The organism is Deferrisoma sp. (assembly GCF_054681715.1).
Map to the genome: position 1 here is coordinate 1 of NZ_BAAHFQ010000018.1, position 21,362 is coordinate 21,362.

Sequence of the window (21,362 nt, forward strand, 5' to 3'; positions counted from 1 at the left end):
ATCTCGGTGGCGAGCGCCTTGGCGGCCCGGTTCACCCGGTAGGTGGGGATGGTCTTCAGGATGCCCGGGGTCACGACGAGCCCCAGGATGCCGATGACGGCGATGGTGATCATGAGCTCCACCAGGGTGAAGCCCCGGCGGTGGCGTGCCCTCATGGCTTCGTTCCTCCCCGGACCGTGGGGTGTTCACCCCCGGATACCGTGCAAGCCGCGTTCCGTTTCAGGCCGGGTCCGAGCACCGGTTCCTCGGGGTCGGGCGGGGTCACCGCGAGGACCTCGAGCGCCGTGGTCCGGCCGGCCGCCACCAGCGCCGCCCCGGCCTCCCGCAGGGTGCGCATGCCGGCGGCCCGGGCCAGGGCCCGAAGGTGGGCCGTGGGCCGGGTCTGGTGGATCGCCTCGGCCAGGTCGGGGGTGACCTCGAGCACCTCGTACACCCCGGTGCGGCCCAGGTACCCAGTGCGGCGGCACCGGGGGCAACCCTCGCCCCGGCGCTCGGGGGTGTCGGCCGAAAGCCCCAGGGCCTCGGCGTGGGCCGGCTCGAGGGGCCGGAGTTCGGCGCAGTGGGGGCAGGGGGTGCGCACGAGCCGCTGGGCCATGACCCCGAGCAGGGTCGAGGACAGGAGATAGGGTTCCACCCCCATGTCCAGAAGCCGGGTCACGGCGCTCGGGGCGTCGTTGGTGTGGACCGTGGAAAGCACCAGATGCCCGGTGAGGGACGCCTGGATCGCCATGCGGGCGGTCTCGGCGTCGCGGATCTCCCCCACCATGATGACGTCGGGATCCTGCCGCAGCAGCGTCCTCAGGGCCGAGGCGAAGGTGAGCCCGATCTGGGGCTGCACCCCCACCTGGTTGAACGCCTCCACCACGTTCTCGATGGGGTCCTCCACGGTGGAGACGTTTCGGGCCTCGGTGGCGAGCCGCCGGAGCGCGGCGTAGAGCGTGGTGGTCTTCCCCGAGCCCGTGGGACCGGTGACGAGCACCAGGCCATGGGGCCGGGCCAGGAACCCCTCCACCGCCTCGAGGTCCCGGCCCTCGAGGCCCAGGTCCGGCAGATCGTTCTCCAGGATCTGGGGGTCGAAGATCCTAAGCACCGCCTTCTCGCCGAAGGCCACGGGCAGGGTCGAGACCCGCAGTTCCACCGACCGGCCCTCGTGCTCGGTTTTGATCCGGCCGTCCTGGGGCAGCCGCTTCTCGGCGATGTCCATGCGGGCCAGGGTCTTGATCCGCGACACGATGGCCCCGTGGACCCGGCGGGAGAACCGGTGCACGGTGTGGAGCACCCCGTCGATCCGTAGCCGCACCGTGGACTGCTCGCGCTTGGGCTCGATGTGGATGTCGCTCGCCCGCTGGTCGAGCGCGTAGCGGAGCAGGTGGTCCACGGCCCGCACGATGTGGCTGTCGGCCGAATCGAGGTCGGCCTCGGGGCGCATCCGGAAGAACTGCTCCAGGTTCTGGAGGTCCGGCAGTTCCCCCAGGTCCCGCTCGGCCGCGGCCACCGAGGTCTGGAACCCGTAGATCTCCCGGATGAGCCGGAGGATCTCCCGCCGGGCCGCGAGATGGGGCGCGAGCCGCCGGCCGAGCCGCTGGCGCACCGTGTCCAGGGCCGCCACGTCGAAGGGGTCGGCCACCGCCACGGGCACCGGGTCGGCCTTGGGGTCCAAGACGAGCACGGCGTGGCGCCGGGCAAACGCCCGGGGCAGGCACCGCACGATGGCCGCGGCGTCGAGCTTCAGGGGGTCGATCTGGATCCGCGGCACCCCGGCCGCCCGGGCGACGACCTCGAGCACCCGGTCGGCGTCGAGCGGCCGGTCGGCCCCCGGGGGGGTGAGGTCGAACGAGAGCAAGAGTTCCACCGGGTCGGCCCCCAGGTCCGGCCCCAGGCGCCGGCGGAGCGCGGCCTCCTGGATCGTGGCCCGCTCCCGCACGTAGCGGGCCTGGGCCTCGGTGAGAAGCCCTGCGCGCAGGCAGACTTCCACCAGAAACGCCACGTCCAGCACCCCGCGGGTGGGCACCTCGGGTTCGGGTCGGCACGGGTCGTGCAAAGGAGAATCTCCTTGTCCGGGTTCGGGGTCGTCTGCTAAGTAACCCCCGGCGACGTCCGCAGGGCCCTGCGACGGCATTCCCCGCTTAGGACGTCCGCAGGGCCCTGCGGCGGCATTCCCCGCTTAGGGGGAACCCGTCTCGGAGGGGCGGACGAAAACCGGGCGGCCCCGGTCAGGCGGTCGGCAAGCCCCGGGACCGAACGGAAGCGCTCCGGCCACGAAACGGGTTCCAGGGGCGTTTCCCCTCCCCGCCTCCCGGCCGGGGCGTCGGCATGCTACCCGGCCTGGGGGGGCGGGGGCCAGGGCCGGACTCCCGTTCCCCACACGGATCGGCACGGCGGACGGAAAACTCAAGGCGGCGGGGCAGAAAGGAGTCGGCGGGTTGCGGCGGTGGAGCGGGCTGGTCGGGGGGCTGTGCATCGGGCTCGCGGCCTGTGCCGGCGGGGTCCCGGTGCGGGATGCGGGCGTTTCGAAACCGGGACCGGCAGGGGGGCAGCCGGTCGCCGAGTCCCCGGCCAGGCCGGAGCGGTCTGCCCCTGGGGCCGCCGCGGCCGCTCCGTCCACAGACTCGGTCCGTGTCCCTCGGCCGGCGGCTCCACAGGCTGCCGCCGGGGCGGCAGAGGGCCTCGAACCTTCTTCGCTCGGAACCGCGACCGACGTGCCGGTAAAGCCTGTTCCGCCTTTAGGGCCGGGGAGGATCCCTCCCCCGGCCCCCGGGCAGGTGGCGCCCCCACCCGTGACGGCTGCCGAATCCGTAGCCCCTGCTCGGCCTTTGTCCGATACGGAGCCCGTCCCCGCCAAGGCCCTGGAGGCTCCGGCGCCCCCATCCCCTGCGGATCCCGGGGTCGGCGAGCCCGAGACTCCCCCGGGACTTCCCATCCCCGACCATCCGGCGGTGTCGGCCCTCCTGGACGAGTTCTCCGGCGCCCGGCGGCGGAGCCTGGAGACCGCGTTCGAGAGGGGCGAGCGGTATCTCCCCATGATCCGGGGGATCCTGGCCGAGGAGGGGCTTCCCGAAGAACTCGCCTACCTGGCCCTCGTGGAGAGCCATTTCCGGCCCGATGCCCGATCGCCGGCCGGTGCGGTGGGCATGTGGCAGTTCATCGAGACCACGGCCCGGGCGAGCGGGCTGAGGGTGGACTGGTGGGTGGACGAGCGGCTCGATCCGGAGTTCGCCACCCGGGCGGCGGCCCGCCACCTCCGGGAGCTCTACGAGCAGTTCCGGGACTGGGAGCTCGCCCTTGCGGCGTATAATGCGGGCCCGGGCGCCGTGGGCCGGGCCCTGCGGCGGTGCGGCGCCGGGGATTTCTGGGGGCTCGTGGAGGCCGGGGAGCTCCGGAGCGAGACCTGCCGGTACGTGCCCAAGTTCTACGCGGCCGTGGCCATCGCCCGGGAGCCCGAGGCCTACGGGCTTTCGTGGCGACGGGACGTCGAGCCCTGGGCCTACGACACGGTCCGGGTGGCCACCCCGGTGGATCTCACGACGGCGGCGCGGGCCGCCGGGGTGGGGCGCCGGGTTCTCGAAGAGCTGAACCCCGCCCTGCTCCGGGGCTGCACCCCGCCGGGGGCCGGCGCATACCCCCTGCGGGTGCCGCCGGGCCGGGGAGCTTCGGTGGCCGAGGCGTTGGAACGCCTGCCCCCGGAACGGCGGCTCTCCTTCGAGCGCTACCGGGTGCGACCGGGGGACACCCTGTGGGGCATCGCACGGCGGTTCGACACCCGCGTGGCGGCCATCTCGGAGTTGAACCGGATCCGGTCGGCCCGCAGCCTCCGCCCAGGCCAGGAGTTGGTCGTGCCCGTGCCCCGCGGATTCAAGCCCCGGCGCCGTCCGGCCGATAGGGTGGCCGGCGCCGACGGCTACCGCGTGAAGCCCGGGGACACCCTGTGGGGTATCGCCCGGCGGTTTGGAACCTCGGTGGAGGAGTTGCGGCGGTGGAACGGGTTGGGCCGCTCGTCGCTTCTTCGGCCCGGGCAGGTGCTTCGGGTCCGGCCCGAACGGGTGGCCTCCGGCGCGGTGCACGTGGTGGAACCGGGCGACACCCTGTGGGGGATTGCCCGCCGGTACGGGGTGGAGCTTTCGGATCTGCTGGATCTCAACGGCTGGGGGCCCGATCGGATGCTTCGGCCCGGGGACGAGGTCCGGGTGCCGGGGGCCGCGTCCGGCGGATGACCGGGTGTTCTCGTTGACACAAGCCCCGGCGTTCTGCTAGAAAACGCCGGACTTTCGGCCATGTGGGGTGGCCTGGGGCACTCTTTATCTTTTTTTCATTTCGGGGGCCGGCCCGAGGGCCGGTACTGCTAGACAAAACCGCGGCTGGGGTTCTGGTCGCGGCAGGATGCGGAGGAACGGACGGGACGCATGCCCCAGCCCCGGCTTTCCATCGTTGCGCTTTGCGCCTTGGCCGCCCTGGCGCCGGCCGTCGTGCGGGCCGCCACCTGGTCGGTGGACGCCTCGATCTCGGACGAGCGGAAAACCGAGGTCACGGCCGAAGGCAGCGAGTCCACCGAGACGGTGGACCAGTCCTACTCGATTTCCTACGAGCTCCCCCTCCATTCCGACCTCACCTTTTCCCTCGAGCTCGGCCTCGACATCACCGACGAGATCAACGAACCCGGGTACGATACCCGTCAGGTCGACCCGTCCGTGGACCTGGAACTCCAGGGGCCGTGGTGGACCCTGACCGGCAGCTGGGAAACCTCGGAGAAATCGTCCCATGACCCGGCCGAGGAGACCACCCGGGACGACTCCTGGGACGCGGAACTCACGGTGGAGCCGGAAGGGGACGCGCTGCCGGACCTGAGCTTCACGTTCCAACGGAGCCTCTCCAAGGAAGGGGGCGTCACCCAGACCGTGGACACCTCGCGCGAGGCCAGCCTGGACTACTCGTTCTGGGACCTCTTGGACCTCTCCTTCGATATCCAGCGCGACGACACCGACGACCGGATCAATCCCGACTCGGACACCGAGGATCGCCAGTACAGCCTGGACATCTCGTTCGACCGGGAGTTCGGAGACCGGTTCAAGCTGGAAGCCCAGTGGACCAATGAGCGCCAGCAGAGTCTGACTTTGGCCGATGGCGGTGATGTTCTCGAGCGCGACGACAGCTTGAAAAACAACGTCCAGGTCCAAGCCACGTTCACGCCGCTGGATGACCTGGAGTTGAGCCTCGACCGGGAGATCGACTGGGACAAGGACCTGGAGCAGGCCGCCCCGGTGGACGTGACGGATACCTGGACCGGGGAGGTGAGTTACGGCCGCTCCCTCACCGAGACGATCGACATCGACCTGAGCTACTCCGACGAGCGAAAGGACACCCGGGGGGCCGATCCGGGCTCCTACGCGATTACCCGGGACTACTCCGCGGCGCTCGACTTTAGCCCCCTGGAGAACCTGACGATCTCCCCCTCGTTCGACCGGAGCGACAAGGTGGAGTGGTTCGACGACCCGGCCGAACCCAAGGACGATTCGGTGGACGACACCTGGGAGATCCAGGCCGATGCCTCGGTCTGGAACGACCAGGTCCAGGTGTCGCTGACCCGCACCTGGAACAAGACCACGGAGCAGGGCGACCGCACCACCGACGAGCGCAAGTGGGACGTGGAGTTCACGATCGCCTACGAGGGCGTGCCCAACCTGACCTTCGAGCCCGACTACACCTACACCGAGGACGAGGACCTGCTGACGAACCAGACGGACATCGAGCGCCAGTGGGAGGTGGGGATCCAGTACGAGCTCACGCTGGGTGAGGTGACCACCCTGAGCCTCGACCACACGTACACCCGCACGAGTACCGATCCGGCTGAGGGCAAGGCGACGATCAAGCGGGACGACGACACCGACGTGACGCTCTCGTTTTCGGACTTTTTCGCGGGGATGAGCCTGGAGTTGAGCCTGACCCGAACGGCCTCGGACGAGAGCGAGGACGACGAGGGCCCGACGGTGGACTACACGTATTCGATCACCTACGACTGGAGCTTCCTGGAGCAGTACGACCTGAGCTACGAGTACCAGTTCGACAAAAAGAGTGACGCCGAGGACACCCGCAACCACCAGGTGACCCTGTCGGCGGAGTTCCTGGAGGGCCTCTTCACGGTCAACTTCGAGTGGGAACTCGACCAGCAGCTCGAGGGGGACACGAGGGACACCCACCGGTATCTGATTGAGGTAGAAGGGCAGTTCTGATAAGGTGGCGCCGGTTTCTCGGCGCCCGACAGACAGCGTAACCCGAGGACCCGAGACACACGAGGAGGAGACACCATGCGGCGGATGCTCTGGGCGGTGGGCGCGATCGCGCTGGCCACCATGATGGGATGCGCGGGGGCGTCGGTGAAAACCTACGCGAAACCCCCGGCCGGTCAGCGCCAGTACGGCAAGGTGAAAAAGGTGGCGGTGCTGCCCTTCGACAGCGTGGTGGAGGGGGCCCAGGCCCCACGGATCGCCCGGGATCTGTTCCTGCAGGAGCTCCTGAACCGGGGCACCTTCGACGCCGTGGAGGAGCCCCGGTACGTCAACGAGCTCATGAAGAAGCTCAAGCTCCGCAACACCGAGGGGCTTGACCGGGAGATTGTCCGGAAGATGGGTGAAGAGCTCCAGACCCAAGCCCTGATTCTGGGCGACCTCCTCGTGTTCGGCCAGGAGGAGAACTCCGAGATCGTGGAGTTCGCCCTGCAAATCAACATGATCGATACGGAGTCCGGTGACATCCTGTGGAGCGGCCGGACCTATGCCAAGTCGAGCACGACCCTCGGGGAGATCCTGGGGGTAAACCAGGGGCCGTCGCCCAACGATGTGGCCGCCCGGGGCGTGGCAAGACTCGTGGCCCGACTCGACGCGGAGTTCCGGGCGGCCCGGGAGGCCGAGGTGCAGCGGATGCTCGAGGCGGCCAAGGCCGCGGAACTGGCCGGTGAGGAGGGCGCCCCAGCGCCGACGACCGAGGAGGGCCAGCCGGCCGAGCCCGAGGTGGCGCCGGAAAAACAGACCGAAGAGATCCTCCTCCAGGTGAAGCCGAAGTAGCGGTGGAGAGGGCGACCGACGCTGGTGACCATCCGTTCGAACCTTTGGCGCGCAGCCGTCGCGGGCGGGCTCGCGGTGGCCCTGGCCGCGTCGGCCGGGCTGGCCCGGGAGCTCTCGTGGCGCTTCGACGAGGCGTACGGAGAGCGGGGGCGCGGCCGAAACGAGCTCCGGGAACCGGTGGACGTCGCGGTGACGGCCGGCGGCGAGATCGTCGCCCTGGACCGGGAGCGCGAGGCCCTGGTTTGGTTCTCCCGGACCGGCCGGTGGGAGAAAACCCTGGGCGGAAGCCGTGGAACCGGAGAGGTCCGGCTTGACCGGCCGCGGCGGTTGGGGCTCGGGCCCGACGGGCGGCTGTGGGTGGTGGACACCGGGAACCATCGACTGGTGGTGGTGGACGAGGAGGGGGTCGAGGCGTTCGTGCTCGGGAGTCTCGGGAGCGCGGACGGCCGCTTCCGCCACCCGGCCGATGTAACGTTCGACGAGCGGGGGCGTCTTTACGTAGCCGACACGGGAAACGAACGGGTCCAGGTGTTCCGGCCCGACGGCGGGTTTCTGGCCTCTTGGGATCGAAGAACCGGGGGACGGCGGGACCACCTCGAAAAGCCGGCGGCCGTGGCCTACACCCCGGAGGGCCGGGGAGGGATCTGGGTTCTCAACGAGGGGTGGCGGCGGCTCGAACGGTTCGACCTGGACGGCGACTGGGAGGAGACCCTGGACCTCTCAGCCTGGTTGCCGAAAGATGCCAGGATCGTGGACCTTGCTGTGGATCCCGTGTTTTACCGGATGTTCCTGTCGGACGAGGGGTCCGGGAGGATCTGGGTCTTGAACCGCCGGGGGGAGCGGGTGGCGGAGATCGGCGACGACGTTGGGGCGTTCCGGCCTGCGGGTTCTTTTTTGGAGCGCAACTGGGATCTGTATGTGGCCGACCGGGCCGGGGCCCGGATCGTGAAGTTCGAGAGGGAGTGATCGGTTTTCCTAGCGGAATCGGGAGAGGGGAACATGCTTCGGAAATCCCTGTATGCGTGGATGGTGGTGGCGGGCGTGGCCGCGCTCTGGGCGGGTGGGGCCGCGGCGCAAGAAAAGAAGTTGACCCCGCTCGACATCCCGATGATCGGGGACATCGAGATGTTGAAGCCCGGGGACAAGGCCCCGGACTTTGCGCTCGAGGATATCGAGGGCCGGCCGTTTCAGTTGTCCAAGGAGGCCCCGAACAAGGTCCACCTTCTCGTTTTCTGGTCGATCTTCTGCGAGCCTTGCAAGGCCGAGATGCCGATGATCGAGCGGCTCTACGAGGAGTACCGCGACAAGGGGTTCGAGGTGATCGCGGTGGCCCTCGACGGGGAGCCGATGAAAAAGAGCATCCAGGGGTTGGTGAAGCAGCAGGGCTACACCTTCCGGGTGTTCATCGACAAGCTCGCGCCGGACGAGTCGTTCGTGGTGGCCGACCCCTACGGCGTAGCCGGCACGCCCACCCTGTACCTCGTGGGCAAAGACGGGAAGATCGCGTTCGCGGAGGTGGGTTTGACCGATAAGGAGGTCCTCGAGGCCGAAGTGAAGAAAGCCCTGGGGCTGTGATCATGCGGCTCTCGGTCCGCGCGATTTTCGGGGCGGTCCTCTTGGTGGCCGCCCTTCCGGCCATTTCGGCCGAGAAAGTACAACCTTTCACAGGGATGACGATCCCTGGCGACACCTTCGATCTTGCCGATCATTTGGGCAAGGTCCCGATTCTCGTGGATTTCGGTTCGATTTACTGCTCGAGCTGCGTCCAGTCCATTCCCAAGCTTGTCAATCTCCAAAACAGGTACGGCGCCGAACGACTCCGGGTCGTGGCGGTGAACCTCGACACGTACAATGTGGCCCGGGTGCGCCGGTTTTACGGCCAGTTCAAGGACATCCTCTCGTTCCCCGTGGTGTTGGACCTCAACCTGAAGATCAGCCGGGCGTTCGGGATCACGACGCTTCCCACCTACGTGCTGATCGACCGCAACGGGGAGATCGTGCAGACCGTGGTGGGGTACAACGAGGAGCGGTGGAACGAGTTGGAGGAAACCGTGCGGCGGGTCGTGGAGGAGGGGGCCACCGCCGCGCAGGTGGGGGCGGCGGTGGAAAACGTGGTCCTCCTCGCCCCGGACAATTTCACGAAGACCTACCAGGACTCGATCTCGGTGGTCGGTCTCACCGGGGGACGGAAAGGGCCGTTTGTCCTAAGGCTCAACGGCGGGAGCGAACGGGAGGCCAAGAGCTACGGCAAGATGTTCTGGGTCCGCACCCCCCTGAGCCTCGGGTCCAACTACATCGAGATCCGGTACCCCGAAACCGAGGGAGGCGAAGGGAACCTCGCGATCGTGCTGTTCCGGGAACCCGTGATGGGCGAGGGGCTGCAGTCGCCCTTTCCGGAGTACCAGTTCCACACGCCCGACCACGAGGACCGGTGCCGGAACTGCCACCAGATGGAGCCCGAGGGCGGCGGGGAGGTGACGGTGATCACCACGTTCTGCCTGCGGTGCCACGGGTACCTCACCGACCAGACCTGGGTCCACGGGCCGATTCCGGTGGGTGGATGCAGCCCCTGCCACGATTTCACAAGCAAGCCCCACAAGTACGACCTGGTGACCCAGGGGTCGGACCTGTGTTTCACCTGCCACGACGACATCCGGGCCAAGTTCACCCGGACGTACGTCCACGGGCCGGTGGTGATGGGGTTTTGCACCGTTTGTCACAGCCCCCACGGGTCGCCGTTCAAGTTCCAGATCCGGTTGCCCCAGGGGGACCTGTGCCTGTCGTGCCACGAGAACATGAAGGAGAAGATGAACCGGTTCGTGCTCCACAAACCTTTCGCCGACGGGAACTGTTCTGGGTGCCACGATCCCCACTCGTCGGACAACCCGAAGTATTTCCTGAAGGGGGAGGGGGAGGGCTTGTGCCGGCTGTGCCACGACGAGGACACCATGGCCCGCCATAAGCATCCCGTGGGCCGACCGCCCAAGTTCACGGTGCCGGGCATGCGGCTCGATCCGGAAGGAAAGCTCATGTGCCTGAGCTGCCACGACCCCCACGCGTCGGACAGCGACCGCATGGCGCCCGTGCAGGGCGGCTGTTCGGGCTGCCACCAGATGTGAGGAAGCCCCGATGTCGGAAAAGGTCCCCACCGGGCTCGGTGTCCGGCTGATTCTGGTCTCGGCGGCCATCGTGGCGCTGGCCGCCCTGGTGGTCGGGGCCGTGGTCACGAAACTCAGCGAAGACGAGGTAAAGGCCCGGCTCCGGGCCGAGGCGGACGACCTGGCGCGGATCGTGGAGGAGGTGGCGGGTGCGGGATCCGGGGAGGCCGACCTGTCCCGGGTGGTGCTGCGTAACCGCCTGCGTCGCACGGGGGGGGCCTGGGTGGTGGACCGGGAGGGGCGGGTCGTGGCCGCGCCAGCCGGCATGCCGGAGGCCGCGAGCCTGGGTGAGGTGGAGGTCGAGCTCCTGGCGGCCCACAAGCCCCTGGAGGCCCTGGGGAACCGGGCCCAGGGGAACCGGCTGAAGCTGGCGGCTGCGGCCGAGGGGTACGAGGCCGGGATCGGGATCGCCACCCTGTTCGGCGAGGACCGGATCGTGGCGTTCCGCGTGCTCAAGGACCGGGGCTGGGTGGTGGCGGTGGACGAGCCCTACGCGTCGTCGAGCAGCATTGCCGCGAGTCTCAAGAAATACGTGCTCCTGACCTGCGCGGTGCTGGGGGTGGCCATCCTGCTGAGCACGGCGCTCTCCGTGTCGCTCGTGATCAAGCCGTTCTACCGGGAGCGCCTCGAACTCCTCGGCCGCGTGGAGGCCGCCAACCGAAATCTCCGCAAGCTCCATGAGGTTTCGGTGAGCATGCAGAAAACCCTGTCCCTGGAGGACCGGATCCGTACGATCCTCGGGGCGGCCCACGAGGTGCTGGGGCTCGACCGGATCTTCCTCTTTCTCCCCAACCCCGAGGAAACGGTGCTCGAGTGTAAGGGCGCGTTCGGGAACCAGGACGAGCCCCCGGAGGAAATCCGCCTGCCGCTCGGGCCGGGCGGTGGGGTGATCGCCCAGGCGTTCCTGCAGAAGCGCACCTACCGGGTGGAAAACGCCCGGGAACTGCCGTCGGACCTGCGGCTCCAGCCCCCCTACGATGAGATCCGGGCGCTTCGGAGCCGCAGCTTCATCGTGATCCCGATGATCGTGGAAAGCGACTGCGTCGGGGTGGTGGCCGTGGACAACCAGCTCAGCAAACGCCCGATTCCCGGCGAGGTCATCGAGACCCTCGAGCTTTTCACGAGCCAGGCCGCCGTGGCGATCGAGAACGCGCGCCTGTACCAGCAGCTCAAGCTCTATGCGGACGAACTCGAGGTCACCGACCATCTGACGCAGCTTTTCACGTTCTTCCACTTCAAGAAGCTCCTCCAAGGCGAGATCGACCGGGCGCGGTTGACCGGGTCGCCGCTGTCGCTTCTGGTCGTGCGGATCGACAACTTCGCGGCCTACAACGAACGGTTGGGTCACAAATTCGGCGACGAGGTGCTAAAGCGCGTGGCCGAGGTGATCCGGGCGAAGAGCGGAGGAAAGGAAGTGATCGGCCGGTGCTTCGGTTCCACTTTTGCGGTGCTGATGCCGGGGATGGACGCCGAGGCGGCGCGCCAACGGGCCGCGGATCTGGTCGCCGCCCTGGAGGAGCAGTCCTACCCGGGCGAGGACGCCCTGGCCGAGGGACGCCTGCGGTTCGTGGCGGCCTGGGCCGAGTACCAGAGGGGTGAGGCCGCGAACGCCGAGGAGTTCTTCTCCCGGGTGAACGAACAGACGAAAGAGGCCCGGGCGTGACGGGGTACCGCAATCCCCTGCCCACGGTGGACGTGGTCATCCTCCGGGACGACGGGGTGGTTCTCGTGCGCCGCAAGAACCCGCCCCACGGGTGGGCTCTGCCCGGGGGGTTCGTGGAGGAGGGGGAGTGCCTGGAGGCAGCGGCCGCCCGGGAGGCGTTTGAGGAGACAGGGCTTCGGGTGCGGTTGCGGGAGCAGTTCTTCACCTACTCGGATCCCCGGCGAGATCCGCGCCGCCACACGATCACGACGGTGTACCTGGCCGAGGCCGACGGGGAGCCTGCGGCCGGAAGCGACGCGGCCGACGTCAAGGTATGGTCGTGGGATCGTCTGCCCGAACCCCTTTGTTTCGACCACGGGCGGATCCTGGCCGACGTGCGCCGCTATCTGACCACGGGGGAACGGCGAAGGTTGGAGAACGGTGAGGAGGCCGGGAAGCGGAAAGGCTATCAACCCGGCGGCTAAAGAGGAGCGATTCGGGGCGGGGGGCCTGCTGGAGCGCCGGGCGTGGCTCCTACAGTGGCCGGATGCCGCACTCACGCACGGCCGGAAGCAGGCCCCACGCCGGGGCGGCCCCCCGCGCCTTTATTGACGCCGGGTTAAAGGAACTTGGGAAGCCCCGATTCCCCCGCGCCCCTCTAGTGCATCCGCAGGTAGCAGCAGTGGCCGAACGGCCGGCCTGAGCCGCAGGGGCAGGGGGCCCCCAGGTCGGGCCTCGCCGGATGGGAGGGAACCGGCTCGCCGGCGCTTTCGGCCTCCTGCTCCTCCCGGCGCCAGCGCTCCTGGCGTTTCTCGATCTCCTCCGGGTCGTAAAACGCGAGCCAGTCCCTCTGGTAGTATTCCAGGCCGGCGTCCCCGGTTCGGTCCTCCAGCAGGTCGTCCACCTCCCAGTCGTAGAACACGCCCTGGTACTCCGGATCGTCCCGGTGCCGGGCGGCCTCCTCGCGCCCGAAGGCCAGCAGGAGGTCGCGGTGCCGGCGCGCCTTGAGGTCCACGAGCACGTTGGCCGCGGTCTGCCGAAGGTACAGGGGCTCCTGGGGGCTTCGCAGGATCGCCGCGGCCGTCTCGGTCACCTCCCGGGTCCGGCGACGGTGGCCGATGGCCGCGGCCACCGCGGAGGCGAGCGCCACCGAGCGGGCCCCCGGGCCCGCGGTCACGTCGGCCACGATCCGCATCAGGGGCACGTAGGCCACGTCGCCGATGCGGCCGAAGATGCTCGGGAGATCCTCGGTCACCCAGTCGCAGTCGAAGGCGTCGGCCCAGCGAAGCGCCGTGAGGAGGGGAACGAGGGCATCCTCGGTTTCCATCGCCCCCAGGATGTAGGTGGCGTGAACCACGGCCCACCACTCCGGGAGTTGCTGGGTCCACGCCCGCTTGTCGGACACGATCTCGGCAAGCCGCGGCAGCATCCGGTCCCCGCGGCGCAGGAACTCCTCCACCGCCTCCCGGGGCAACCGGTCCCCGGCGGTGTAGAGGAGTTCCACCAGTTCGTCGTCCGTAAGCCCCCGAAACCTCTGGTCGTCCATCGGTTTCCTAGTCGCCGAGGCGGGCGGCCGCCTCCGCGAACCGGCGGAGCCCTTCGCGAATCGCGTCGTCGGAGATCGCGTAGGAGAGTCGCAGGTGGCGGTCGGAGCCGAAGGGTTCCCCGGGAACCACGGCGATCCGGGCCTCGTCCAGAAGGTACGCGGCCAGGTCCGCGGGGCATCCGATCTCCCGGTCGCCCCACCGGCGTCCGAGGAGGCCCGACACGTTGGGAAACACGTAGAACGCGCCCTCCGGGGAGCGGCAGGTGACCCCCGGGATCCGGTTGAGTGTCTCCACGATCAGGTCCCGGCGGGCCTCGAACGCCCGGCGCATCTCCTCCACGCAGTCCTGGGGGCCGGTCAGGGCGGCCACGGCGCCCTTCTGGGCGAAGCTCGTGGGGTTCGAAGCCGACTGGCTCTGGAGGGCCTCCATGGCGGCGATCGCCTCGGCCGGCCCGGCCGCGTACCCGATGCGCCACCCGGTCATCGCGTAGGTCTTACTCACCCCGTTCACGATGACGGTCCGATCCCGGAGTTCCGGCGCCACCTCCAGAATGCTCGTGAACCGCGCTTCCCCGTACACGAGCCGGTGATAGATGTCGTCGCTCACGATCACCACGTCCCGGCCCCGGAGTACCTCGGCAAGCGCTGCGAGGTCCTCCCTGGTGTAGAGTGCCCCCGTGGGGTTCGAGGGGCTGTTGAGCACCAGGGCCTTGGTGCGGGGCGTGAGGGCGGCCTCGAGGGCCTCAGGCCGCATCCGGAACCCGTCCTCCTCGGCCGTCGGGAGGATCACCGCCCGACCGCCGGCCAGTTGGATCTGGTCCGGGTAGCTCACCCAGTAGGGCGCCGGCACGATCACCTCATCACCGGGCTCGAGGAGCACCTGGAAGAGATTGAAGAGGATGTGTTTGGCGCCGCACGCCACCGTGATCTCGTTCGCCCCGTACCGCAGGCCGTAGTCGGCCTCGATCCGGGCGCCAACGGCCTTCTTGAGCTCCGGCGTGCCGCCGGCCGGGGTATAGCGCGTGTCCCCCGCCCGCAGGGCTTCCACGGCGGCCTCCACGGCGTGGGCCGGGGTGCCGAAGTCGGGCTCCCCTGCCCCGAACCCGATCACGTCGATCCCCTGGGCCCGAAGCTGTTTCGCCTTGGCCGTAATCGCCAGGGTGGGGGAGGGCTTGAGCAGTTTGGCGCGAGAACTCAGCTTCACGGGTTACCTCCGTTCGTGGGGGGCCGGCGAAACTTGGCGCGAAGCGCGTCGATCACCAGGTCGGGGGCCAGATCTTTGATGCAGCCCCCGAGCTCGAACACCTCCTTCAGGATTCTCGAGCTCACATAACTGTAGTTCTCTTTCGAGGCCAGGAAGAAGGTGTCCATCTCGGGGTAAATCTTCCGGTTCATGAGGGCCATCTGGAACTCGTACTCGAAATCGCTGACGGCCCGCAACCCGCGTACCACCACCCGGTAGCCGTTGCGCCGCAGGTACTCCACCAGCAGCCCCTGGAACGCATCCACCTGGACCTTGGGCTGGTCGGCGAACACGCGCCGGATGAGGTCGATGCGCTCCTCCACCGAGAACAGGGTGCGCTTGTCCCGGTTCACGGCCACGAGCACCACCACCCTGTCGAACACCTCGGCCGTGCGCTCGATGATGTCCACGTGGCCGTTGGTGATGGGGTCGAAACTCCCGGGGTAAACCGCCACCGATTCGCTCACGATGTCCCTCCAGGGGGCGCCGGCGTCCCTCTCGCGCCCAAGGTCGGATCGGGCGCGGCGTCCGTGCCAGGAGTCAGTGGACAGACGACAGAGGACAGGGGGTTCTCTGACCTCTGACTCCTGAATTCTGGCCCCTGATACGGCAGCCGCTCCCACGGGTTGGCCGGCGCGATGACGCCGGAATCCCGAAGGTTCTTAGCCGCCTAGCTGCCGAGCCGCCCAGCCGCCTAGCCGAAGTTACTCGGAAGCCCTGCTTTATACTGAACCCCCCGCCACCTGTAAAGCGGCGCCCCGGAGGCGCCGGAGGCGCTCGGCGAGCCGTGCCGCATGGGAGCCCGGCCAGTAGACCCGGCCGCACCGGTCGCAGGCGATGAGGGACCTGCGATGCCGGAGCGCGATGTGGTCCGGAACCTTGGCGAGGGCGGCGTCGTCGGGAGCGGGCCGGAGGACGCCGTTGCACACGAGGCAGCGGCTCCACGCCGGAGGGGCCGGGTGGGGCGGAAGGGCGGCCAACACCTCCCGGGTCTGCTCCGCCGGGGACGTGGCCGCCACCCACACGCACCGGACGTTTCGGGCCCTTCGGACCAGGCCCCGGTCGCGGGTGACCAGCACCCGGCCCTCCCGCTGGGCCAGCCGGAGGAGCGCCGGGTCCGGCAGTTCGGGACGAAACTCCGCGTCGTAGCCCAGGAGCCGGAGATCCCGGGCCACGTTGCCGAGCATGGCGTCCACCAGGAAGCGCGGGAGGTCGTCGCTTGCGCGATTCAAACCGGGTTCCTCCGGGCGCGGGCGTTGACACGGCCTTCCCCGGTATGATACCAGATGCCGCACCGCTTGGATCCGGGAGGCCGGACCGGGACGGGAGAGGCCAGCGCGATGTACCTTCCGGGATTCCCGTGAAGGCACAGAACCGTCGTTTCGCCGCATTTGCGGCTTGGCGCCCCCGGACCTCCGGCGGGCGCTTTTGTTTTGGCCGTGTGCGAGGACGACCCCATGGAGTGGCTGGAAACGATCGACGCGATGAGGGCCTGGTCCCGGGCCGCCCGGGCGCGGGGGGAAACCGTGGGGTTCGTGCCCACCATGGGGTACCTGCACGAGGGGCACCTCCGGCTGGTGGCCCGGGCCCGGGAGCTCGCCGACCGCGTGGTGGTGTCGATCTTCGTGAACCCCACCCAGTTCGGCCCGGGGGAGGACTTCGACCGGTATCCCCGGGACGAGGAGCGCGACCGGCGGCTGTGCGAGGAGGCCGGGGTGGACGCCGTGTTCTTCCCCTCCGCCGCCGAGATGTATCCGGAAGGGTACCAGACCTACGTGACGGTCGAGGAGATCTCGAAGCCCCTGTGCGGGGCGTCCCGCCCCGGCCATTTCCGGGGTGTCGCCACGGTGGTCCTGAAGCTGTTCCACGCCGTGGAGCCGGACGTGGCGGTGTTCGGGGAAAAGGACTACCAGCAACTCCAGGTGGTTCGGCGGATGGTGCGCGACCTGAACGTGCCGGTGCGCATCGTCGGGGTGCCCACGGTGCGGGAGGCCGACGGGCTCGCCCTTTCGAGCCGGAACACCTACCTGTCGGACGAGGAGCGCCGACAGGCCTTGGCGATCCCCCGGGCGATCCGGTGGGCCCAGGAGCAGGTGGAGGCGGGGGTGCGGGACCCCGGGGCGCTGGCGGGCGAGATCCGGTCGTTGCTGGAGGGGGCGGGCCTCCGGGTGGACTACGTGGAGATCCGGCACCCGGACACCCTCGAGCCGGTCGGATCGATCGACGACCGGGCGCTTCTGGCAATTGCCGCGTTCGCCGGCCGGACGCGGCTCATCGACAACCGGGTGCTCGAGCGGCGGGGGTAGGGAGCTTGGGCCTGGGGGAGAGGATACGCGACGCCGAGGGGCGGCGAACGGAGGTGAGACGATGACCCGTTCCATGCTGAAGGGAAAGATCCATCGGGCCACGGTGACCGGGGCGGATCTCCACTACGAGGGGAGCGTGACGATCGACCCCGTTCTCCTCGAGGCGGCCGACATCGTGCCCTACGAGGAGGTCTGGATCTACAACATCGCCAACGGCGAGCGGTTCCAGACCTACGCCATCCCGGGCACTCCCGGGGAGGGCGAGATCTGCTTGAACGGCGCCGCGGCCCACAAGGCCTCGCCCGGGGACCTGGTGATCATCTGCGCGTTCGCCCAGGTGCCGGAGGAGCAGGTGGCCTCGTGGCAGCCGAAACTCGTGTTCGTGGACGGGGCGAACCGGATCGCGTCGCAAAAGGCCGCTTGAGATGAACCCCTCGGACCGGAGGGTGTTCTCGGCATCGTGGGTGCTGACGATGGACGGCCCCGCCCTGGAGGGCGGGGCCGTTTTCGTGGAGGGGGGCACGATCCGCCAGATCGGCAAACACGAGGACGTCGCCCAGGAGGCCGGGGCCGCCGAGCGGGTGGATCTGCCGGGATTCGTACTCCTGCCGCCCCTGGTGAACGCCCACGCCCATCTGGAGCTGACCGGGCTCCGGCCGCCCGTGGCGCCCGGGTTCGCGGAGTGGGTGCTCGGGGTCATCGCGGAAAAACGGGCGGCCCCCCCCGCCCGGTGGGCCCGGGCGGCGGCGGCCGGCGCCGAGGCCTGCCTGGGGGCCGGCCAGGGGTGGGTCGCCGACGTGGTGACCCGGTCGGAAACGGCCCAGGGGTACCCGGTGGGCGGTCCTCGGATCCTCGCCTTCCCCGAACTGATCGCGGCCCACGACGAGCACCTGCCGGCCGCTTGGGCGGGCCTGGAACGGCTCGAGACGGCCTGCGGAGGTCGGGCGTGGGGCGTTTCGCCCCACGCCCCGTACACGGTGTGCGCCGAGGGGTTCCGCCGGGTGGCCGGTCGGGCCCGGCTCATGGTGCACCTGGCGGAAACCGCCGCCGAGGTCGAGTTTTGCCGGGAGGGAACGGGGCCCATCCGGGACACCCTGTACGAGACCCTGGGGCTCGCCCCGCCGCCCGCGCCGGGGCTCCACCCCGTGGACTGGCTCGACCGCCTGGGGATCCTCCGGCCGGGAGCGATCGTGGTGCACGCCGTCCACGTGGAGCGCCGTCACGTGGAGGTCCTTGCCCGGAGCGGCACCGGGGTGGTGCTGTGCCCCCGGAGCAACCGCCGGCTGTCGGGGCGGGCCGCGCCGGGAAGGGCGTTCTTGGACGCAGGCGTCCCGGTGGCCCTCGGCACCGACAGCGTGCTTTCGTCCGGGGATCTGGATCTGCGGGCCGATGCGGCCGCCGCGGTGGACGACTACGGCTGGAGCCCCGAGGAGGCCGTCCGGGTCGCCACCCGGGGCGGTGCCGAGGTGCTCGGCCTGGGGGCCGGGGTTGGCCGGTTCTCCCCGGGGGCGCGGGCTGATATGATGGCGGTCCCCTTGGAGGGCCGCGACCCCTGGGAGACCGTGCTGGGGGGAGGCCGCGTCGAGGCCCTGTGGCTCGACGGCGAGGCGGTGTAGCTGCAGTTTCGGGGGGCCTCACGGTTCCGGCGGGTGTGCCCGCATGTTTCCGGCTGGGCAACGGCCGGCATACGCGCCGGCGGGCGGGGCAAGGGGCCTCCCTCCGGCCGGGCGCGAGTGCCGGCACCCGAGCCGCCGCGCAGCCCAGGCCCCAGGCGGTTGTTTCACCGCCTAGCCGCCCAGACGCGGCGGGTTCGTGGTGCGAGCGACGGAGGCACTGCGCGGCTTTTTGCGGGGGCCGCACCCGGCTCTCCGGGAGGCCCCTTGCCCCCCGAACCGGGGGCGATGCGCCGGTGCCAGAAGACAGAGGACGGAGGACAGGGGTTTTCTGACCTCTGTCCTCCGAATTCTGACCCCTGACACGGAGGCCGCGTGGGCTGGTTTGCACGGTTGGTGCGATACCTGCGGGACCGGATCCGGCGAAACTTCATCGCCGGGTTCCTGGTCATCGTGCCCCTGGGGCTTACCTTCTACGTGGTGGCCGCCATCGTGCGGTGGGCCGACCGGATCCTGGCGCTCGTGCCGGAGCGGTTCCTGCCCGAGACCTACCTGGGGTTCCGGATCCCCGGGTTGGGGGTGATCCTCACGCTCCTTTTCATCCAGGTCGTGGGGTTCCTGAGCGCGAACTTGTTCGGGCACAGCGTGGTGAGGGCCTACGAGCGGATCCTCGACCGGATCCCGGTGGTACGTGCGTTCTACCAGGCGGTGAAGCAGCTTCTTCAGCAGTTGATCGACGCCCGAAGCGACAAGTTCCACCGGGTGGTCCTGGTGGAGTACCCCCGCAAGGGACTCTACAGCATCGGGTTCGTGACGGGCTTGAGCAAGGGGGAGGTCCAGACCCGCACTCCCCAGCGGGTGCTCAATGTGTTCGTGCCCACCACCCCGAACCCCACGTCGGGATACTACCTCCTGGTGCCGGAGGAGGACGCTGTGCCGCTCCAGATCACGGTGGAGCAGGCGTTCAAGCTGATCATGAGCGCGGGCATGGTGGGGTGGGAGACCCCTGAGACGACAAAAGCCCGCCCTTCCGGGCGGGCCTCTGAGGCGCCGAGCAGAGAACCGACCCCGTCGGCCTAGCGGCCGGCGGCCTTCCGCTTGCTGGCCTTCAGGGGGTTCAGCATCTTCTGGGTCTTCTCTTCCTCGATCTTGATGTGCGTGGCCATGTTGCAAAGGCCGAGGGCCCACTGCTTGGCCGGGGCCGGGTAGGCGGAGCAGTATTTGCCGGTGGGCCACTCCTCGATCCGGGCGCAACCCTCGCACTTCTCCACCACGGGCCGGCACTCCCCGCCGGGGAAGGTGCAGCCCTGGGCGCCCCAGAAAAAGCAGTCTTTGTCCTTCTTGATCGTCTGGCAGAGCATGGCGGCGTACCTCCTCTAGGGTTCCGGCGCCTACGGCCGGCGGATTCACGAAAGTGCGAAACTCTACTCCGGACGGCGAGAACGTGTCAACGTTTCTGCGCCAGACCGTGGAGCGGGCGTTCCGGCGGCACGGTCTGTGGGGCCGGGGGGCCCTGGTGGCCGTGTCGGGGGGGCTCGACTCGACGTGCCTGGCCCGGTTGGTCGCCGAGTTGGCACCCGAGGGCCTGGGGCCGGTGGCACTGGCCCACGTGGACCACGCCCTGCGCCCCGAGTCGGCCGAGGACGCCGCGTTCTGCCGGGACCTGGCGGCCGAGCTCGGGCTCCCGTTCCGGTATCGGCGGCTCGACCCCGGGAGCCGCCGGGGAAACCTCCACGCCTGGGCCCGGGCCGAGCGACGGGCGTTCCTGAAGAGGGAACGGGAGGCCCTGGGCCTCGGGTGCGTGGCGCTGGCGCACCACGCCGACGACCAGGCCGAGACCGTGCTGTTTCGGCTGATCCGGGGCGCTGGGCCGCGGGGGCTCGGGGGGATGGCCGAATGGTCCCCGCCGTTCCTGCGGCCCCTCCTGGGAATCTGGCGGCGGGACCTGGAGGGGGTGGCCGTCGCGTGCGGATGGCGGTGGCGCGAGGACCCGTCGAACCTCTCGCCCCGGTTCGCCCGGGCCCGGTTGCGGCAGGAGGTGCTGCCGCTCCTGGAAGCGGTGCGGCCCGGGGCCAAGGGGGCGCTCCTTCGTTCGGCCGGCCTCATCGCCCGGGACGATCGGGTGCTCTCGGGGTGGGCCCGGGACTGGGTGGAGCGGTTCGCCGTTCGGGAACCCGAGGGATGGCGGTTCCCCGTCGGGGACCTGACGGAACTGCCCGACGCGGTCCGGTTTCGCGTCTACCTCGCCGCCTGGGTCCGGGTCGGGGCGGATCCCGCCCTTCTGGACCTCGGGCACCTCGAGGCGATCGACCGCCTTCTCGGGGCCGCCGGCCGGGAACGGTGGGTCCCTGTCCCGGGCCCAGCGGCCGTGTGCCGGTGCTTCGGGGACCTCTGGTTCCTCCCCCGGCGGCCGGAGCCGAGAATTCCTACCCTGGAGTTGGCCGGGCCGGGGGCGCGCGCTTGGACAGGCGGCCGGTGCGAGGTCGTGTGGGCCGCTGGGCCACGGCCGGAGGCGCCAGCCGTGGCCGTTCCTGCCGGCCGGGGCGCCGGCGGCGTGAGGCTCCGCCCCCGGTTGCCGGGAGATCGGTTCGAGCGGGGCGGCCGGACCGCCAAGGTCAAGGACCTGCTCATGGAGGCGCGCATCCCTTCGTGGCGCCGGGACGAAACCTGGGTGGTCGAGGATGGGGGGGGGATCTTCGGCCTCCTGGGGCCCTGGTTCTGGGCCGGGGCCGAGGACGGCCCGGCCTGGATCCGTCTCGTGACTTCCTGAGTCCGGAGGGCGAAATCCGTTGTTGGAGC

General features: G+C 69.7%; 20 protein-coding genes. 13 read left to right on the forward strand and 7 right to left on the reverse strand.

Translation table 11 applies throughout. The features are described from left to right. Nucleotides 1–155: pilus assembly FimT family protein (locus ACY0I8_RS04700; protein ID WP_461393837.1), on the reverse strand; the 155-nt coding region annotated here is incomplete at its 3' end. Continuing rightward, on the reverse strand, nt 152–2,041 hold the full coding sequence (locus ACY0I8_RS04705; RefSeq protein WP_461393802.1) for a GspE/PulE family protein: 1,890 nt from the start codon (nt 2,039–2,041) through the stop codon (nt 152–154). The genes ACY0I8_RS04700 and ACY0I8_RS04705, both read right to left, overlap by 4 nt. A gap of 895 nt (nt 2,042–2,936) precedes the next feature. Here ACY0I8_RS04705 and ACY0I8_RS04710 point away from each other — a divergent pair. The 8 genes from ACY0I8_RS04710 to ACY0I8_RS04745 all read left to right on the forward strand — a co-directional run bounded on the left by ACY0I8_RS04710 (nt 2,937) and on the right by ACY0I8_RS04745 (nt 12,340). After that, nucleotides 2,937–4,211 (forward strand): lytic transglycosylase domain-containing protein, encoded by a 1,275-nt coding sequence (locus ACY0I8_RS04710; RefSeq protein WP_461393803.1) that lies wholly within the window; start codon nt 2,937–2,939, stop codon nt 4,209–4,211. A 189-nt stretch (nt 4,212–4,400) separates the two neighbouring features. Beyond that, nucleotides 4,401–6,224, forward strand: coding sequence for a TonB-dependent receptor (locus ACY0I8_RS04715; RefSeq protein ID WP_461393804.1), 1,824 nt, complete (start codon nt 4,401–4,403; stop codon nt 6,222–6,224). Between the two features lie 75 nt (nt 6,225–6,299). Next, nucleotides 6,300–7,055 (forward strand): hypothetical protein, encoded by a 756-nt coding sequence (locus ACY0I8_RS04720; protein ID WP_461393805.1) that lies wholly within the window; start codon nt 6,300–6,302, stop codon nt 7,053–7,055. A gap of 24 nt (nt 7,056–7,079) precedes the next feature. After that, entirely contained in the window at nt 7,080–8,021 is a 942-nt protein-coding gene (locus tag ACY0I8_RS04725; RefSeq protein ID WP_461393806.1) for an NHL repeat-containing protein, read from the forward strand. A 33-nt stretch (nt 8,022–8,054) separates the two neighbouring features. Beyond that, the gene (locus ACY0I8_RS04730) at nt 8,055–8,630 is read left to right on the forward strand and encodes a TlpA family protein disulfide reductase (RefSeq protein WP_461393807.1); all 576 of its coding nucleotides are present in this window, start codon (nt 8,055–8,057) and stop codon (nt 8,628–8,630) included. A 2-nt stretch (nt 8,631–8,632) separates the two neighbouring features. After that, nucleotides 8,633–10,174 (forward strand): cytochrome c3 family protein, encoded by a 1,542-nt coding sequence (locus ACY0I8_RS04735; protein WP_461393808.1) that lies wholly within the window; start codon nt 8,633–8,635, stop codon nt 10,172–10,174. 10 nt (nt 10,175–10,184) lie between these two features. Continuing rightward, nucleotides 10,185–11,876, forward strand: a complete 1,692-nt coding sequence (locus ACY0I8_RS04740) for a diguanylate cyclase domain-containing protein (protein WP_461393809.1) — start codon at nt 10,185–10,187, stop codon at nt 11,874–11,876. Continuing rightward, nucleotides 11,873–12,340, forward strand: coding sequence for an NUDIX domain-containing protein (locus ACY0I8_RS04745; protein WP_461393810.1), 468 nt, complete (start codon nt 11,873–11,875; stop codon nt 12,338–12,340). The genes ACY0I8_RS04740 and ACY0I8_RS04745 overlap by 4 nt, the downstream gene beginning before the upstream one ends. A gap of 173 nt (nt 12,341–12,513) precedes the next feature. Here the strand turns inward: ACY0I8_RS04745 and ACY0I8_RS04750 are convergent, their stop codons facing one another. From ACY0I8_RS04750 to ACY0I8_RS04765, 4 genes are all read right to left on the reverse strand, one after another. Further along, a complete protein-coding gene (locus tag ACY0I8_RS04750; protein ID WP_461393811.1) occupies nt 12,514–13,401 on the reverse strand; it encodes an SEC-C domain-containing protein in 888 nt (295 codons plus the stop codon). Between the two features lie 7 nt (nt 13,402–13,408). Then, a complete protein-coding gene (locus ACY0I8_RS04755) occupies nt 13,409–14,605 on the reverse strand; it encodes a pyridoxal phosphate-dependent aminotransferase (RefSeq protein WP_461393812.1) in 1,197 nt (398 codons plus the stop codon). Beyond that, nucleotides 14,602–15,111, reverse strand: coding sequence for a pantetheine-phosphate adenylyltransferase (coaD, locus tag ACY0I8_RS04760; protein ID WP_461393813.1), 510 nt, complete (start codon nt 15,109–15,111; stop codon nt 14,602–14,604). Before coaD ends, ACY0I8_RS04755 begins: the two co-directional genes overlap by 4 nt. A gap of 255 nt (nt 15,112–15,366) precedes the next feature. Further along, nucleotides 15,367–15,876, reverse strand: coding sequence for a Mut7-C RNAse domain-containing protein (locus tag ACY0I8_RS04765; protein ID WP_461393814.1), 510 nt, complete (start codon nt 15,874–15,876; stop codon nt 15,367–15,369). Between the two features lie 225 nt (nt 15,877–16,101). Here ACY0I8_RS04765 and panC point away from each other — a divergent pair, with 225 nt between their 5' ends. The 4 genes from panC to ACY0I8_RS04785 all read left to right on the forward strand — a co-directional run bounded on the left by panC (nt 16,102) and on the right by ACY0I8_RS04785 (nt 19,643). Beyond that, nucleotides 16,102–16,950 (forward strand): pantoate--beta-alanine ligase, encoded by an 849-nt coding sequence (gene panC / locus ACY0I8_RS04770; protein WP_461393815.1) that lies wholly within the window; start codon nt 16,102–16,104, stop codon nt 16,948–16,950. Between the two features lie 61 nt (nt 16,951–17,011). Beyond that, a complete protein-coding gene (panD, locus tag ACY0I8_RS04775; RefSeq protein WP_461393816.1) occupies nt 17,012–17,374 on the forward strand; it encodes an aspartate 1-decarboxylase in 363 nt (120 codons plus the stop codon). A gap of 1 nt (nt 17,375) precedes the next feature. Further along, nucleotides 17,376–18,566 carry an amidohydrolase family protein gene (locus ACY0I8_RS04780; RefSeq protein ID WP_461393817.1) on the forward strand — a complete coding sequence of 397 codons (1,191 nt, stop codon included), beginning with the start codon at nt 17,376–17,378 and terminating at the stop codon, nt 18,564–18,566. A 372-nt stretch (nt 18,567–18,938) separates the two neighbouring features. Next, entirely contained in the window at nt 18,939–19,643 is a 705-nt protein-coding gene (locus ACY0I8_RS04785; RefSeq protein ID WP_459942793.1) for a DUF502 domain-containing protein, read from the forward strand. Here the strand turns inward: ACY0I8_RS04785 and ACY0I8_RS04790 are convergent. Next, entirely contained in the window at nt 19,640–19,924 is a 285-nt protein-coding gene (locus tag ACY0I8_RS04790; protein WP_459942792.1) for a PxxKW family cysteine-rich protein, read from the reverse strand. The two genes, ACY0I8_RS04785 and ACY0I8_RS04790, sit on opposite strands and share 4 nt — an antisense overlap. A gap of 83 nt (nt 19,925–20,007) precedes the next feature. Here ACY0I8_RS04790 and tilS point away from each other — a divergent pair, with 83 nt between their 5' ends. Next, nucleotides 20,008–21,333, forward strand: a complete 1,326-nt coding sequence (tilS, locus tag ACY0I8_RS04795) for a tRNA lysidine(34) synthetase TilS (protein WP_461393818.1) — start codon at nt 20,008–20,010, stop codon at nt 21,331–21,333. The last annotated feature ends 29 nt before the right edge of the window (nt 21,334–21,362 follow it).

What these genes read in the sequence shown, in the direction of transcription:
- ACY0I8_RS04715 (WP_461393804.1), top strand. Translation starts at nt 4,401, where the DNA reads ATGCCCCAGCCCCGGCTTTCCATCGTTGCGCTTTGCGCCTTGGCCGCC.
- ACY0I8_RS04720 (WP_461393805.1), top strand. Translation starts at nt 6,300, where the DNA reads ATGCGGCGGATGCTCTGGGCGGTGGGCGCGATCGCGCTGGCCACCATG.
- ACY0I8_RS04730 (WP_461393807.1), top strand. Translation starts at nt 8,055, where the DNA reads ATGCTTCGGAAATCCCTGTATGCGTGGATGGTGGTGGCGGGCGTGGCC.
- ACY0I8_RS04735 (WP_461393808.1), top strand. Translation starts at nt 8,633, where the DNA reads ATGCGGCTCTCGGTCCGCGCGATTTTCGGGGCGGTCCTCTTGGTGGCC.
- ACY0I8_RS04740 (WP_461393809.1), top strand. Translation starts at nt 10,185, where the DNA reads ATGTCGGAAAAGGTCCCCACCGGGCTCGGTGTCCGGCTGATTCTGGTC.
- ACY0I8_RS04750 (WP_461393811.1), bottom strand. Translation starts at nt 13,401, where the DNA reads ATGGACGACCAGAGGTTTCGGGGGCTTACGGACGACGAACTGGTGGAA.
- panC (WP_461393815.1), top strand. Translation starts at nt 16,102, where the DNA reads ATGGAGTGGCTGGAAACGATCGACGCGATGAGGGCCTGGTCCCGGGCC.
- panD (WP_461393816.1), top strand. Translation starts at nt 17,012, where the DNA reads ATGACCCGTTCCATGCTGAAGGGAAAGATCCATCGGGCCACGGTGACC.
- ACY0I8_RS04780 (WP_461393817.1), top strand. Translation starts at nt 17,376, where the DNA reads ATGAACCCCTCGGACCGGAGGGTGTTCTCGGCATCGTGGGTGCTGACG.
- ACY0I8_RS04790 (WP_459942792.1), bottom strand. Translation starts at nt 19,924, where the DNA reads ATGCTCTGCCAGACGATCAAGAAGGACAAAGACTGCTTTTTCTGGGGC.